This is a genomic window from Pseudomonas sp. GW823-FHT02C05, assembly GCF_058797595.1.
This window is the reverse complement of the sequence record NZ_JBXAJU010000006.1, coordinates 302,020-316,278: the sequence shown is the minus strand read 5'-3', so window position 1 is coordinate 316,278 and position 14,259 is coordinate 302,020. Positions and strand designations below refer to the sequence as shown.

Sequence of the window (14,259 nt, the reverse complement as noted above, 5' to 3'; positions counted from 1 at the left end):
AGCTGCTCCTTAGCGCTGCCACTGGGCGCGTTTGAGCGACCAGACGTAGTCCAGTTTCTGGTAGCCGACGAAGTCGGAGTCCGGTAGTACGGTGGTGGGGTAGACGATCCCGCCATCCTCTTTCAAGGCGAAGTTGAAGTAGGTGTTGTTGCTCGAATAGGCCGCGGTGTTGTGGCAGGCCAGGCACGAGGAGTGGCTCTGGAAGGCTGATTCCAGCTGGGAGTTGGCCAGCAGCTTGGGCTCGGCCTGGGCCTGGTCGTACTGCACGCCGATCAACTCGTACTGGGCCAGCGTGGGGTTCTGCTGCTGGAACGTGGCATTCACCGGCTGGGCCGCGTCAGTGGGCCCGGTGATGTTGGTCATGGGCTTGGCCGGCGTGCCGTTGGTCACGGTGTACTTGCTGTTGTTGCGGTTCTCGAAGGTGGTCCAGACCCAGTCGTGGGTCAGCTTGTTGATGACGTGCATGCCGCTGAGGCCGGCGTAGCCGGTGTGGTATTGGCCCTGCTTGTCGACGTAGTAGGCCTGGGCGATGAAGTAGCCATCCTTTGCCAGTTGCGCCTGGAAGGTGCTATCGCTGCCGATCCACAACCAGGAGGTCTTCAGCTCCCAGGCCGTGGCGGGAAAGTTCAGGCTGCTGGTCAGGGCGGCAATGCCGTTCCGGTTGTAGATCTTCTGCTGGACGATGTAGTTGAAGGTGTCCTGGCCCATCAACATGTGAAAACGCACCGACTGGCCCCGTTGCGCTTCCGGCACCTGGTTGCCCATTTCCAGGGCCAGGCCATCGACCTGCTGGGTGCCGTTGTCGGTGCTGCCGTCGGTGTCGTTGCCCAGGTTGAGGAACAGCCCGCTGGTGTTCATGCCCGGGATCTTCTGCGCCTGGGTCTGCACCTGGCTCGGCAGGTTGGCCTGGGTGCTGTAGGGCTGGGGAGCCTGCCCCTTGCTCAGGTAGACCTCATCGGATGGTTTGAACGTCTCCCAGAGCCGCTCCGGGCTACCGGAGCCGGCCGGCTGGTTGAGGCACACAAACCAGTTCCATGCCATGGTTTCCGGGCTCTGCTTGAAGGTGCTCAGGGTGCCGGCCTGGTCGCCATTGAACGTCAGGAAGTTGCTGCAATTGAAGGCGGGCGTGGTCTGTGCGTGAGCGAGGCCGCTCAACACACCGAGCACGACTATAGGGATGGTTCGCCGCATGGAATCTCCTTGGCCTGAGCCGTATCGTCATAGGGGCGCCCTAGGAAATGCTCTAGGAGCAGGTGCTTTACCGCGGTGGCCGGCAGGTGCGCCGGCAGGGGTAAATCGCAATCGGTGATGAGCAGGGGCCCTACCTCGGCACTGCTGGGCAAGCGTCCGTGGCTGCCGCGAATCAGTGAGGTGTCCAGGGGAATCAGGTCCATGTAGTAGCGAAAGCCGAGCTTCTTCTGCAGCAGCCGGCGAGCGACCCGCAGCTTGGGAAAGCGGATCGCCGGGTCGATGAGCAGCTCCAGTGGGTCGTAGCCCGGCTTGCGGTGGATATCCACAGTGCGGGCGAAATCCGGGGCCAGGCGGTCGTCGAACCAGTAGTAGTAATCGAACCAGAAGCCCGGGGCGGCCACCGCCACCAGCTCGCCGCTGCGTGGGTGATCGAGCTGGCAGGCCCGCTGCTCGCTCTTGTCCAGCACCTGCTCGATACCGGGCTGGCGCAGCAGCAGGGCCTTGACCCGGGCAATGTCCTCGGGCTGGCGCACATAGACGTGGGCGATCTGGTGGTCGACCACGGCGAAGGCCGCGCTGGCGCCGGGGTCCAGCAGCTCCCAGCTCAGTGAACGACGTATCTGCAGCAGACCTTGCTCGCGCAGCACGCGGTTGATCGAGATGGACTGCTGCACCGCCTCGATGCCGTATTCGGAGACCAGCATCACGGCCGCGCCTTGCTGCTGGGCAAAATCCAGCAGGCGCCCGACTTCATGGTCGATGGCCCGCACTTCGTCGCTGATGGACGGATGCTCCGGCCCCAGGCGTTGCAGGCTGTAGTCCAGGTGCGGCAGGTAGATCAGTTGCAGGTCGGGGCGGCTGATCTGGAACTCGGCGATGGCGCAGTCGACGATCCAGCGGCTGGAGGCAATCCCCGCGGCCGGGCCCCAGAAGCTCGGAAAGGGGAACTCGCCGATCTGCTGTTCGATGCGTTCGTGCAGCCCCGGAGGCGACGAATAGAGGCCGAACATCTTGCGCCCGTCGGCCGGGTAGTGGGGGCGCGGGGTGATGGCTGCCTCCACCTGGGCATACATGTTGAACCACCAGAACAACTGGCTGCAGCGCAGGCCGGGGATCTCCCGTTGCAGCGCCTGCCAGACCTTTTCACCCTGGATCAGCGCGTTGGGCTGCAGCCAGAAACGCACCTCGGCCTGATCGCGGAAATACCAGCCGTTGCCGACGATGCCGTGTTCCGAAGGCGGCAGCCCGGTGAGGATCGAGGCCTGCACGGTGGAGGTCACGGCGGGGAACACCGGGCGCAGCCGGGCCATTCGCGCCCGTTGCAGCAGGTTGTTGATCCGCGGCGTGGCCGGCCCCAGCAGGCTGGGTGTCAGGCCCACCACATTGATCAGCAGCAAGGGCTGGCGCGGGCGTTCAGAAGGCATGGGCCGGAGCCTCCAGGGCAGACGAGTGGGTACGCAGCAGATGCCGCTGGCGCAGTTGGCCCTCGACCCATTGCAGCTCGGCGGCGATGCCTTGCAGCAAGGCCTGCTCGCTGTCCGGGCGCAGCGCACCGGGCAGTACGTTCCAGCTGTAGGTTTCCACCTCCAGCACCGGCTGGAAGTTCGGGTGCGCGGCGAGAAAGTCGAAGGTGCGCAGCAAGGCCTGCTGGCTGCCGCTGAGCTCGGCCAGTAGAAACTGTTCGCTGAACAGCGGCACATGAAAGTGAATGCGCAACTCGGGGCATTGCCCCTGGGCCGGTTCGGCGGCGTCCAGGGCCCCGGGCAGGTCGGCCCAGGCCAGTAGCTGCCCGGCCATATCCCGGGCCTTGACCTGATGCAGGTAGGTGGCTTCGGCGAAGTTGCCCAGGGCCTGCAGTACCTGCTGGCGGCGTGGGCGATCGGCAAACGGCAACTGGCAGATAAGGGCGTTGGACAGCTGGATCTTGCCCACCGGAACCCGCGCATCCAGCAGCCGTTGCAGGGATTGGTAGCAGTCTTCGAAGACCACCGCCTGATGGCAGACGTCGAAGCACAGCGCCAGGTAGCCATGATGGGGATCGGTGGCCTGCCAGTGCTTGAAAAAGGCCAGGGCCTGATCGGTGTTTTCCAGCACGCAATCCGGCTCCATCTCCAGGCACACCAGGATCTTCCTGCCGCTGCTGCGATGCAGGCTGGCCAGCTCGGCGGTCAGTTGCCGCAGGTGGGTTTCGGCCTGTTGCTGCTGGGCCTCGTCCCAGGTGGCGGCATAACCGAAGGGCACGCTGGAAATCACCCCCTGCTGGCAATCCAGGGGCAGAGCGGCGGCCAGCAGATGCGCCAGTTGCAGGCTGTATTCCAGGCGCTGGGGTTCGGCCCAGGTGGGCCGGTAGACCTCGGCCTTAACTGCGCCTTCATGGAACTGGCCATAGGGGAAACCGTTGAGCGAGGTCAGGCGCAGGCCACAATCGTGCAGCAGTTCGATGAAGGCCTCGCGCACCTCTGGCACCTGTAGTTCGGCGGCGGCCTGGGCGCTGATCCACAGGCCGCTGTCCTGCACCGCCAGCCCACGCTGACGCCGCACGCCCTGGAAATGTTCCTGGATCGACGCCCGCAGGCCTGCCACGTCACGGGCCGGGTGCACGTTGCTGCAGTAGCCGATCTGCGCGGCGTTCCAGCCGGCCCGGGCACTCATTTGACCACCGGTTCCTGGCCCCTCAGGGCCGAGTTGTCCTGCCACTGGCGGCGCTGGTCGATCGGCAGCGGGGTGCTCACCAGTTGCTTGTCCAACTGCCCGCTCTGGGCGAAGAAATCCACCGGGTTGTGGAACAGCACCTGCTCCACCTGGGCTTCGCTGAAGCCGGCGGCGAGCATGGCCTGGCCGGTCTTGGGCACTTTGAGCGGGTCGCTGATGCCCCAGTCGGCAGCGCTGTTGACCACCATTTTTTCGCTGCCGTATTCCTGCAGCAGGGCCACCATGCGCTGTTCCGACATCTTGGTGTTGGGGTAGATCGAGTGCCCGCGCCAGCAGTCGCTGTCCAGCACCAGGGGCAGGGTCAGTTCGTTGAGGTGGTCGATGATCACCAGGTTTTCGGCGATGCCCACCTCGCGGATCACCGCCAGGGTGCGCTTGGTGCCGCCGATCTTGTCGCGGTGCGGGGTGTGCACCAGCACCGGCAGGTTGAACTGTCTGGCCAGTTCCAGTTGCGCGGCGAGAAAGCGATCTTCTTCCGGGGTGATGTCGTCGTAGCCGATTTCCCCTACCGCTACCACGCCGTCCTTGACCAGGTAGCGCGGCAGGATCTCCAGCACTTCGTTGGCCACCGACAGGTCGTTGGCTTCCTTGGGGTTGAGGCCGATGGTGCAGAAATGGTGGATGCCGAACATGCTGGCGCGAAAGCGCTCCCAGCCCAGCAAGGTGTCGAAGTAGTCGATGAAGCTGCCGACGCTGGTGCGCGCCTGGCCTTGCCAGAACGCAGGCTCGATGACCCCGGTGATGCCGGCGGCGGCCATGTTCTGGTAGTCGTCGGTGGTGCGGCTGACCATATGAATGTGCGGGTCGAAGTACTTCGCCATGGTGGCTCCTTGCTTGAGTGCGGGAAAAATCGTGGGCTCAGCTGCCGGGGGTCAACCGCCTGCCGGGAAGTGGTCGCGCCAGTGCGCAGGCAATCGTCCCTGCTGGTACAGGCCTCGCAGGCGCTGCAACTGGGCCTGGCTCAACAGCTCGAAGGCAATGGCCTGGGGCAGGCCGTCGGCGACCTCGCGTTCGGCGGCCAGCTGTTCTTCCATCAGGTCCAGGGCCAACTGGTTGAGGTCGACGCTGCGCCGTTCTACCAGGCCGTGGATGTGGCGGCTGTCCAGGCCCATGCCCAGGGTCTTGAGCACCAACTGGTGGAAGGCCCGTTCCGGGTAGTGGCGCGCGGCAAAGGGGTTGTCCAGGGCGATGGCGGCGAACACCTCGCGGTTGTTGGTGCGCCCGGCCTGGAGCGCCAGGTCGAGGCTGGCCCCCTGGCTGTCGAGGTCATCCAGGGCCTTGAGCAGGGCAGCCTTTTCCTGGTCGTCGCCCCAGAGAAACAGCTGGCGTAACAGGGCCAGTTGCCCGGCGCCGGCCTGCTGCTCCAGCAACTGGGCCAGCAGCAGCGCCCGGGCCAGTTGAGTGCGGTTGCAGTCCGGGCTGGGGGCCAGCGGTGCGTTGGCCAAGCGGCGCCGACACTGACTGCTGAGCAGCATCAGGGTGTTGGCCGAGGGCTGTCGGGCCAGTTGTTCCCGGGCTTGCTGCCACCAGCTTCGGCTGTCGTCGTCCAGATGCCGTTCCAGCAATTGCTGGCGCTCGGCGAAGGCACCATGGCGAATGGCAAGCGCCCGCGGCGCAGGGGCGATGGGATCCATGTTCATGTCGGCTTGATCCAGCGTTGAAGGTGGGGAAGCAGAAAGAACACCAGCACACACAGCAGGCTGCCCAAGGGCTGGTTGGCCACCGCCAGCACCAGGGCGTCGAACAGCGGCAGGGCGGCCAGCCCGGCACCGATGAAGGCGCGGACCTGCCGTTGTTGCGGGTTGGCCAGGTGGCGCTGGTAGTGCCAGCCCAACCAGCCCAGCCACAGCAGCAGAACCAGCCAGAACACGCTGTTGCCGGCATAGGCGGCCAGGAGCAGAGGGCTGAGCATGAGCAGCAGCGGCAGGCGGCTGAGCAACTGGTTGCGATGCTCCAGGCGGGCCAGGTAGGTCAAGCCGGCGATGTAGGTGCCCAGCAGCGCGGCGCACAGCCACAATGGCTGGGGCGGCATGGCCAGGCTGGCGGCGGCGGTCAGGTACAGCGCCGAGCGGCAGCCGCCCATCAGCCAGACGCTGTGCGGATATTTCTTGTGCAGAAGGTTGTAGCCAAGGATAAACAGCAGCAGCAATCCGGCGCTGGCCAGCAGCCAGTGGGGCTGGGCAATCATCCGGCTCAGGCCGAGGACCGCCAGCGCCGCCAGCAGCAGCAGCGCGGCAGTGGCCAGGCGGACCTGGGCGCGGCTGACCAGGCCGAGAACGATCGGCCGCGGGTTGTGGTGCTGCTGGTCCCAGTCGGCGTCCATCAGGTCGTTGAGCAGCATGCCCGCCAGGTACAGCGCCGAGAGCGCCACCAGCAGCAGGGTCCAGACCAGCGGCGAGGGTGGCGCCAGGGTGGTAGCGCTGCTGGCCAGCAGCGCGGCGGCCAGGGCATTGGTCCATACCGTTGGCAGGTTGGAGACCCGGCCCAGGGTCAGCCAGGTGGTCAGCGACGATTGGATCATTGCGCGCACCCCGGGCCCCAGGCGAAATCCGGCCCGCCGAAACCCGCCAGGCGCAGCAGGGCCTGTTCCATCAGCGGCATGTCGATCTGGTGCACATCCACCGACTGGCCCAGGCGGTTGAGCATCGGGATCGACAGCTGGCCCCCCAGGTGCTGGCGGAACTCTTCCAGGCCCACCAGGATCGGCGAACGCCCCTGGTTGTCCCGCAGGCTCAGTTCCGGCGGGCAGAGGTTGAAGCCGAGCCTGTCCAGCAGTCGCAGCAGGCGCTGGCAGTCGGCGTCGGACAGCAGGCCGCTGGCGTTGGCATACAGCGCATCCAGGGCCATGCCCACGGCCACCGCTTCACCGTGGCGCAAGCGATGCTGGCTGAGGTTCTCCAGCTTGTGGGCGGCCCAGTGCCCGTAGTCCAGGGGGCGGCCATTGCCCCGTTCGAACGGATCGCCGGCACCGGTGATATGACCCAGGTGCAGTTCGGCGCAGCGGCGAATGGCGTAGCGGCTGGCGTTGTGCTCGAAACCGGCCAGGGCTTCGGCCTGCTGCTCCATCCACTGGAAGAACGCGGCATCCTTGATCACCGCGACCTTGACCGCTTCGGCCAGGCCGGCAATCTGGTCCCGGTGGGAAAGGCTGAGCAGCAGCTGGAAGTCGTTGATCACCGCTGTGGCCGGGTAGAAGGCCCCCAGCAGGTTTTTCTGGGCGAAGGCGTTGATGCCATTCTTCACCCCGATGCCGGCATCGTTCTGCGCCAGCACGGTGGACGGGATGCGGATCAGGCGCATGCCCCGGTGGAAGGTGGCGCAGGCATAGCCCACTGCGTCCAGCACTGCGCCGCCGCCCAGGGCCAGCACATAGCAGTGGCGATCCAGGCCGTGTTCCAGCATCTGCGCGTACAGCTGCTGGAGCACGTCCGGGGTCTTGCTCAATTCGCCGGCCGGCACCGCGATCGGTGCGGCCTGCAGATGCAGGTCGGCGGCGTGGGCGCTGAAGTAGTGGTCGATCTGCAGCGGCAACTGGGGCGAGCACAGCAGCAGTTGTTCATCGACAAACACCAGCACCGTGGTGCGCCCCGGGTTCTGCCGGGTCAGTTGCTGGTGCAGGCAGGGGTTGTCGGCCTGGAAGATGTGATCGGTGAACAGCACCGGGTAGTGGTAGCTCACCTGGAAGCGGCCCTCCAGAGACTGCGCCTGATCGTACCGGGGCTGGGCCAGGCGGCTCTTGAACAGGCTGCGGGTGCCGAGGAACAGCCCGGGCAGCACCATGCTGGCGAGAATGGTTGCCAGCAGGGCGTTCTGTTCCACCAGTAGGCTGCCGATGGCGGCATAGGCCAGGGCCAGCCCGGCGTTGGCCAGGGTGGTGACCAGAAGAAACTGGCGCAGCGGATAACGTTGCATGCCGGCGGCCAGCACCGAGGTTTCTGCCAGCACCGGCACGCCACGCAGGCACACGAGCGACAGGGTGCTGAGGCGATAGGCCAGTTGCCCGGGTTGCCAGGTCCTGAGCCCCAGCCAATTGGACAGCAGGCGGAAGTAGCCGGCCCCCAGCCAGTAGCCAAGGCTGGCCCCCAGGCACAGGCCGATGAAGATCACCAGGTAGCCGCCAATGGCGCCCAGGGCCGCCACGGCCAGCAGTGCCACCAGGCTGGAGGGCACGGGCAGCAGCACGTCCAGGGCCAACAGGGTTACCAGCAACAGGGCCAGGCTCAGGCGCTGTACGGGATCGGTGGGAAGGAAGGTGCCCAGGTGACTCAGCAGCTGTTGGATCTGCTGTTCAAACAACAGGAAACTGGCGATAACCAGGATCGAGAATAGTAATAACGAGAGCCAGTAATTTTCGGCCGCACCCTTGAGTGAAAAGGCACGAGACAACGAGCTGCGCTTCATCAAGCGTCCCTCTTGATTGATATGACTGGATTCCGTGTCAGTGTCAGCTGGGTAGGGCAGGAGGGCGTCTGGTTATTGAATTCCTCGACGGTTTTTATTGATCTTCTGGCGGCTGAAGAACACTTCAGTGGCGAGTAGCTATCAACTTAGTCAAGGCCGAGGGTTTTGCAAGTAAGTTGAATGAAGTGGCCTGCAAGGCACTTTTATGGCTTCAGGGGAAAGTGCGTGTTTAGTCCGGGGCGGCTCCGCTGAACGTCTTGCAAGAAGTCTGGTGGAGCCTGTTCTTGCTCAATGAATGCTGGGGATGGTATAGGCGGTGGGGCTGTTTTTTACTTTGCTATAAAGATTATGAAAATTGGATATATAGAAAAATCGTTTCATGAAAGCGCACTAAATCATGTGCGAGGGCAGCTCTTGATGGATTTTTACAAATGTTTCAAATCAGGTTTTGAAATAACGGATTAACCCTTGATTACTATTAGTCAGCTATTTAATGGCTTGCTTATTAATGGGGTGTTATTTAGTTGTTCCATAGAGCTGTCCGAGCGGGTTGTCGGGGAGTGTTTTTTGTTAGTGGGAATCATTCGTGCGCATTATGGTTAACTTGTAGGTCCTGCAACTATTGGCATTTGCCGCTATTAACCTCTCGGTAAACAGCGGCGAACTTAATCCGGGAAATGCCTGGTGCCATGAAGTTGCGGTGAGCCACGGCTCACCGCTTGCGGGTGATCAAGCCGCAGGGGCCTGCCCGGCCGCCAGAAACTGCTCGGTGGACAGCACGCTGGCATAGGCGAACGCCAGGGCCGCCATCACCGCACTTTGTACCTGGGCGGCGGGCACGCGCTGGCCAGCGAACTCCAGGTCGAGAGTGGCACAGGCGTCATGGATCACCTTGACCGGGTAGCCCAGGTCGGCAGCGGCCCGGGCAGTGCCTTCCACACACATGTGGCTCATGTTGCCGACGATCACCAGTTCCTCGATGCCCTGCCGCGTGAGCAGCGATTGCAGCTCGGTGTCGCGGAATGCGTTGACGAAATGCTTGAGCACCACCGGCTCATCGGCGTGGTTCTGGACCTTGGGGTGCAACTGCGCACCTGGGGAGCCGGGAGTGAAGAAGGGAGCGTCGTCGGAGGTGAATTCGTGGCGGATGTGCACCACAGGTTCAGCGTTCTGGCGAAATGCCTGGATCAGCCGGGCGGCGTTGTCCGCTGCAGCGTCGACGCCGATCAGGGGCCACTTGCCGTCGGCGAAGTAGTCGTTCTGGATATCGATTACGATGAGTGCCTGTCTGGCCATGGGTAATACCTGCGGGTGAGTGATTGACGTGGGAGCCAGTATCGCCACCGGTCGTTCCTTCGAGGATTGGCCGCACCGACATTAACCGGGGGAAAACTGACAGTGGGTATTCAAGGCACGCACGCCGAATTGGGGGTACTGCTCTATCCCGGTGTGCAGATGGCGGCGGTACATGGCCTGAGCGACTTGTTCGAGGTGGCCAACCGGATTGCCGGCGAACAGCCGCAGGCGCAGTTGCCGCGGTTGCGCGTCAGCCACTGGCAGGCCAGCGGCGAACTGCCTCCGGTGCGGGTCCACGACAGCCTGGCCGAAGCCCCCGGGGCCTTGCTGGCGGTATTGATCCCGCCTTCGCTGGCGGGCTTCTCAAGCCATCAGTCATCTGCCGCCCTGATGGATTGGCTGCGCCAGCAACACGCCGCCGGAGCCACCCTGGGCGGGGTCTGTGTGGGCTCGATCCTGCTGGCCGAAAGCGGCCTGCTCGATGGCCGCAGCGCCACCACCCACTGGACCTCGGCCCAGGCCTTCGCCGAGCGTTACCCACAGGTGCGCCTGGAAGCGGACAAACCCATTGTCGATGACGGCGACCTGATCACCAGCGCCGGGCTGATGGCCTGGGCCGAGCTTGGTCTGCGCCTGGTGAACCGCTTGCTGGGGCCGAGCATCGCCAGTGCCACGGCGCGCTTTCTGGTGATGGAACACAGTGCCAGCGCGAGCCAGTGCGGCAGCAATTTCGCACCGATCCTCAGCCACGGCGACGGGGCGATTCTCAAGCTCCAGCACTGGTTGCAGGCCAATGGCGCGGTGGATGTTTCGCTGCCGGTGATGGCGCAGCAGGCGGGGCTTGAGCCGCGCACCTTGCTGCGGCGCTTCCGGGCGGCCACCGGCCTCAAGCCGACCCAGTACTGTCAGCACCTGCGGGTGGGCAAGGCCCGGGAACTGCTGGAGTTCACCAACGGCAGCATCGATCACATCGCCTGGACCGTGGGTTATCAGGACCCTGCCACCTTTCGCAGCCTGTTCCGGAAAATCACCGGGCTGGCGCCCAGTGAATATCGCAATCGCTTCGGTGCCACCTCAACGGCTGCAAGCCGGGTACCGTAACCCGGCTGCGGCCTGTTCAGTGGCCGGCCACTGCCCGGACGCTGCCGCCGGCCGGCGCGAACGCTAGCGGGTTGCGGCGATCCAGGTGGCCGCTCAAGACGGTCAGGGCCAGGGCCACCAGCACCACCAGCGCGCCGATCCAGGCGGTGTGGATCAGCCCCAGGTGAGCGACGATCAAGCCCCCCAGCCAGGCTCCACCGGCAATCCCCAGGTTGAAGGCGGCAATGTTCAGGCCGGACGCCACGTCCACCGCCTGGGGTGTGTAGTGCTCGGCCTGACGTACCACATAGACCTGCAGCCCCGGTACGTTGCCAAACGCCACCGCGCCCCACAGCAGCACGGTCAGCAGCGCCAGCCATGGGTTGCCGGCGGTGAGGCTGAGCATCAGCAGCACCGCGGCGAGCAGGGCGAAGATGATCTTCAGGGCGCCGATCGGTCCGCGCCGGTCCGCCAGCTTGCCGCCCCAGATATTGCCCACCGCCACCGACACGCCGTACACCAGCAGCACCAGGCTCACGGTGCCGGCGCTGAAGCCGGAAATGTCCTGGAGGATCGGCGCCAGGAAGGTGAAGGCGATGAACGAGCCGCCGTAGCCCACCGCGGTCATGGCGTACACCAGCAGCAGGCGCGGTTGCTTGAGCACCTGCAGTTGTTGCAGCAGCGACGCCGGCGGGCGGTGGGTAATGTTCTTCGGCACGAACAGCAGGCTGCCGATAAAGGCGATCACCCCCAGGGCGGACACTGCGAGGAAGGTTTCGCGCCAGCCCAGATGCTGGCCGATAAAGGTGCCCAGGGGTACGCCGGTGACCAGGGCCACGGTGAGCCCGGTGAACATGATGGCGATCGCGCTGGCGGCTTTTTCCTTGGGCACCAGGCTGGTGGCGATGGTCGAGCCGATGGAGAAGAACACCCCGTGGGCCAGGCCCGTGACAATCCGTGCCAGCACCAGGGATTCATACCCGGGTGCCTTCCAGGCCAGCAGGTTGCCAAGGGTGAACAGCACCATCAGCGACAGCAGCAACAGCTTGCGCGGCACCTTGCCGCTGAGGGCGGTGAGCACCGGGGCGCCAATCGCCACGCCCAGAGCGTAGAGGCTGACCAGCAGGCCGGCGGACGGCAGGCTGACCCCGAGGTCGGTACCTATGGTGGGTAGCAGGCCAACGATAACGAACTCGGTCGTGCCGATGGCGAATGCGCTGAGGGTCAGCGCGAGCAGGGCAATGGGCATCACTGCAACTCCGGTGAAAGTGGGATTGGCGCGCAGTGTCCGGGTTTGACTCGTGCGGAAAAATAGCCCTATCGGCACAAGATATTTGCCTGTGGGTCAAGGATCCCGGAGCCCGTCGTTCACCGGCGCGCCGGCCTCGGGGGCAACTGAAGCGAACTTGCCGGGCGTTTGCTGATCAGTTCCTTACAGACCCTGCTGAAGGAGCCCTGCGCTGTGTTGAATTTCAAGACCGCGATCTTGCTCGGGATGCTGCTCGTTCTGGGCAGCAGCGAGCTCTGCGCCGCCACTGCCGCAACAGCCCCGGCGGCGGCCCCGGCCAAGCCGGAACTGCTGGTGGAAGGGGGCCTGCTGGGCGCCATCAGTTCGAGCATCGACGATGTCCAGGACAAGCTCGACCTCAATGAAAACCTGATCGACGCCTGGCGCCTGCGGGCCGACCGCGCGGCGGACGAAGTGGGGCGCCTGGTGAACCAACCCTCGGACCGTTCGGGCTGGAGCGTGGCCGGGGATTTCCTCACCTTGTCCGGTACCTGGCTGGGCAGCTTCGCCCTGCTCACGGTGCTGGCCGGGCTGCTGGTACGGCGGCTGAGCCAGCGGCCCTGGCTGCAAGCCCGGCCCCGAGGCCAGGGCCTGTTGGAATACCTGCTGCCTTACACCTTGCCGGCCTTGGTCTGCCTGCCGCTGACGCTTTACGTCAGCCATTCCCTGGACGGTTCGGTGGGGCGGGCGCTGGCCCTGTGCCTGGCCTATGCCACCAGCAGCGGCATCGTCTCGACCTCGGTGCTGTTGTGCCTGATCGTGATGTTCAACGTCGGGCACAAGCGGCCCGCGGTGCGGATCATCCGTGGCTACTGCCCGAAACCGCTGTTTCTGATCGGTTTCCTTGCGGCTCTCAGCGATGCCCTCACCAGCCCGCAGATCGCTCGCCAGCTGGGGGGCAATATCACCAGCAGCGTGGCGGTATTCACCGGCCTGCTGGCCTCGCTGATCTTCGCGGTGCTGGTGATCCGCCTGCGCCGGCCGGTGGCGCACCTGATCCGCAACCGCTCCCTGGCCCAGCGTCTGAAACAGCCGGCGTTGCAGGAGTCGCTGCGGATCTTTTCCGGGCTCTGGTACTGGCCGATCCTGCTGATGGTGCTGGTCTCGGCGGTGAGCCTGATCGGTGCCGGCGAGGACAGCCAGCAGGCCCTGCGCTGCGCCTTGCTGACCACGGTGCTGCTGATCGCCACGGTGTTCCTCAGCACCGTGCTGCAGCACCTGTTCAAGTCCCGTAGCGCCCAGACGATTCAGCGCAGCAGCGCCTACAAGGAGCGTTTCCTGAGCCTGTTGCACGCCCTGCTGCGGATCGTCATGGCCATCGCCTTCATCGAGATCCTCGGGCGCATCTGGGGGATCTCGCTGTTCGAGTTCGCCCAGCGCAATACCGTGGGCCGGGCCATCAGCGACTCCCTGAGCAGCATCGGCCTGATCTTCCTGGTGACCTGGCTGCTGTGGGTGGTGCTCGACACGGCGATCCAGGAGGCCCTCAAGCCACCGGCCAACAAGCGTTCGGCGCGTCAGCCCAGTACCCGGGTCAAGACCATCCTGCCGCTGCTGCGCAATGCGATCAAAATCATCCTGGTGGTGATCTGCGCGATCACCACCATGGCCAACCTGGGGATCAACGTCGCGCCGCTGCTGGCCGGTGCCGGGGTGGTGGGCCTGGCCATCGGTTTCGGCTCCCAGCAACTGGTGCAGGACGTGATCACCGGCCTGTTCATCATCATCGAAGACACCCTGTCCATTGGTGACTGGGTGGTGCTCGACTCCGGCCATGCCGGCACCGTCGAGGGCTTGACCATCCGCACCCTGCGCCTGCGCGACGGCAAGGGTTTCGTGCATTCGGTGCCGTTCGGCCAGATCAAGGCGGTCACCAACCAGTCGCGGCAGTTCGCCTATGCCTTCTTCTCGGTGCAGTTCACCTACGACACCGACGTCGACAAGGCCATCGAACTGATCCGCGAAGCCGGGCGCTCCATCAGCGAGGACAGCTTCCTGCGCTACAACCTGCAAGGCGGCCTGGACGTGTTCGGGGTGGACAAGATGGACCTCAACGGCGTGGTGCTGACGGCCCAGTTCCGCACGGTGTCCGGCGGCCAGTACGCGGTGAGCCGGGCCTTCAACCAGCGTCTGAAAAAGCTTGTGGATAACTGCCCCTGGGTGCATTTCGCCCAGACTTATCCACAGCCGGTGGTGTTACCGGCGCGGCGGGTGCATGAAGACGAACCGGAACAGGACGACTCGGCGCTGCTGCTCCCCGAATCCCCCCGCCCGCAATGATTGCGCAACGA

At 64.7% G+C, this 14,259-nt stretch carries 11 protein-coding genes; 2 read left to right on the top strand and 9 right to left on the bottom strand.

Features of this window, described 5'->3' with window-relative positions:
- Window positions 1-9: 9 nt before the first annotated feature.
- The 8 genes from AC1RGE_RS29805 to AC1RGE_RS29770 all read right to left on the bottom strand — a co-directional run bounded on the left by AC1RGE_RS29805 (window position 10) and on the right by AC1RGE_RS29770 (window position 9,600).
- Window positions 10-1,191: a hypothetical protein gene (locus AC1RGE_RS29805; RefSeq protein WP_011063761.1), complete on the bottom strand. Its 1,182-nt coding sequence runs from the start codon at window positions 1,189-1,191 to the stop codon at window positions 10-12.
- Window positions 1,170-2,615, bottom strand: a complete 1,446-nt coding sequence (locus AC1RGE_RS29800) for an alkaline phosphatase family protein (RefSeq protein WP_492585539.1) — start codon at window positions 2,613-2,615, stop codon at window positions 1,170-1,172. Before AC1RGE_RS29800 ends, AC1RGE_RS29805 begins: the two co-directional genes overlap by 22 nt.
- Complete coding sequence (gene eboE / locus AC1RGE_RS29795; RefSeq protein ID WP_019094228.1) at window positions 2,605-3,843, bottom strand: metabolite traffic protein EboE; 1,239 nt, start codon at window positions 3,841-3,843, stop codon at window positions 2,605-2,607. The genes AC1RGE_RS29800 and eboE overlap by 11 nt, the downstream gene beginning before the upstream one ends.
- On the bottom strand, window positions 3,840-4,724 hold the full coding sequence (locus tag AC1RGE_RS29790; protein ID WP_011063758.1) for a TatD family hydrolase: 885 nt from the start codon (window positions 4,722-4,724) through the stop codon (window positions 3,840-3,842). The genes eboE and AC1RGE_RS29790 overlap by 4 nt, the downstream gene beginning before the upstream one ends.
- A 51-nt stretch (window positions 4,725-4,775) precedes the next feature.
- A complete protein-coding gene (locus AC1RGE_RS29785; protein WP_492585537.1) occupies window positions 4,776-5,543 on the bottom strand; it encodes an EboA domain-containing protein in 768 nt (255 codons plus the stop codon).
- Entirely contained in the window at window positions 5,540-6,424 is an 885-nt protein-coding gene (locus tag AC1RGE_RS29780) for a UbiA family prenyltransferase (RefSeq protein ID WP_011063756.1), read from the bottom strand. The genes AC1RGE_RS29785 and AC1RGE_RS29780 overlap by 4 nt, the downstream gene beginning before the upstream one ends.
- On the bottom strand, window positions 6,421-8,304 hold the full coding sequence (locus tag AC1RGE_RS29775) for a 3-dehydroquinate synthase (RefSeq protein ID WP_011063755.1): 1,884 nt from the start codon (window positions 8,302-8,304) through the stop codon (window positions 6,421-6,423). The genes AC1RGE_RS29780 and AC1RGE_RS29775 overlap by 4 nt, the downstream gene beginning before the upstream one ends.
- 729 nt (window positions 8,305-9,033) lie before the next feature.
- Entirely contained in the window at window positions 9,034-9,600 is a 567-nt protein-coding gene (locus tag AC1RGE_RS29770; protein WP_011063754.1) for a cysteine hydrolase family protein, read from the bottom strand.
- Between the two features lie 159 nt (window positions 9,601-9,759).
- Between AC1RGE_RS29770 and AC1RGE_RS29765 the strand changes: the two genes are divergently transcribed.
- Window positions 9,760-10,701 (top strand): GlxA family transcriptional regulator, encoded by a 942-nt coding sequence (locus tag AC1RGE_RS29765; protein ID WP_217438384.1) that lies wholly within the window; start codon window positions 9,760-9,762, stop codon window positions 10,699-10,701.
- 16 nt (window positions 10,702-10,717) lie between these two features.
- Here AC1RGE_RS29765 and AC1RGE_RS29760 read toward each other — a convergent pair whose 3' ends face one another.
- A complete protein-coding gene (locus AC1RGE_RS29760) occupies window positions 10,718-11,929 on the bottom strand; it encodes an MFS transporter (RefSeq protein WP_041120030.1) in 1,212 nt (403 codons plus the stop codon).
- Window positions 11,930-12,142: 213 nt separating this feature from the next.
- On the opposite strand from AC1RGE_RS29760, the gene AC1RGE_RS29755 reads away from it, so the two are divergent.
- On the top strand, window positions 12,143-14,248 hold the full coding sequence (locus AC1RGE_RS29755; RefSeq protein WP_492585535.1) for a mechanosensitive ion channel family protein: 2,106 nt from the start codon (window positions 12,143-12,145) through the stop codon (window positions 14,246-14,248).
- Window positions 14,249-14,259: the final 11 nt, after the last annotated feature.

Coding starts and splice junctions, on each gene's coding strand:
- AC1RGE_RS29805 (WP_011063761.1), bottom strand. CDS start 1,191: ATGCGGCGAACCATCCCTATAGTCGTGCTCGGTGTGTTGAGCGGCCTC.
- AC1RGE_RS29800 (WP_492585539.1), bottom strand. CDS start 2,615: ATGCCTTCTGAACGCCCGCGCCAGCCCTTGCTGCTGATCAATGTGGTG.
- eboE (WP_019094228.1), bottom strand. CDS start 3,843: ATGAGTGCCCGGGCCGGCTGGAACGCCGCGCAGATCGGCTACTGCAGC.
- AC1RGE_RS29790 (WP_011063758.1), bottom strand. CDS start 4,724: ATGGCGAAGTACTTCGACCCGCACATTCATATGGTCAGCCGCACCACC.
- AC1RGE_RS29785 (WP_492585537.1), bottom strand. CDS start 5,543: ATGAACATGGATCCCATCGCCCCTGCGCCGCGGGCGCTTGCCATTCGC.
- AC1RGE_RS29780 (WP_011063756.1), bottom strand. CDS start 6,424: ATGATCCAATCGTCGCTGACCACCTGGCTGACCCTGGGCCGGGTCTCC.
- AC1RGE_RS29775 (WP_011063755.1), bottom strand. CDS start 8,304: ATGAAGCGCAGCTCGTTGTCTCGTGCCTTTTCACTCAAGGGTGCGGCC.
- AC1RGE_RS29770 (WP_011063754.1), bottom strand. CDS start 9,600: ATGGCCAGACAGGCACTCATCGTAATCGATATCCAGAACGACTACTTC.
- AC1RGE_RS29765 (WP_217438384.1), top strand. CDS start 9,760: ATGGCGGCGGTACATGGCCTGAGCGACTTGTTCGAGGTGGCCAACCGG.
- AC1RGE_RS29760 (WP_041120030.1), bottom strand. CDS start 11,929: ATGCCCATTGCCCTGCTCGCGCTGACCCTCAGCGCATTCGCCATCGGC.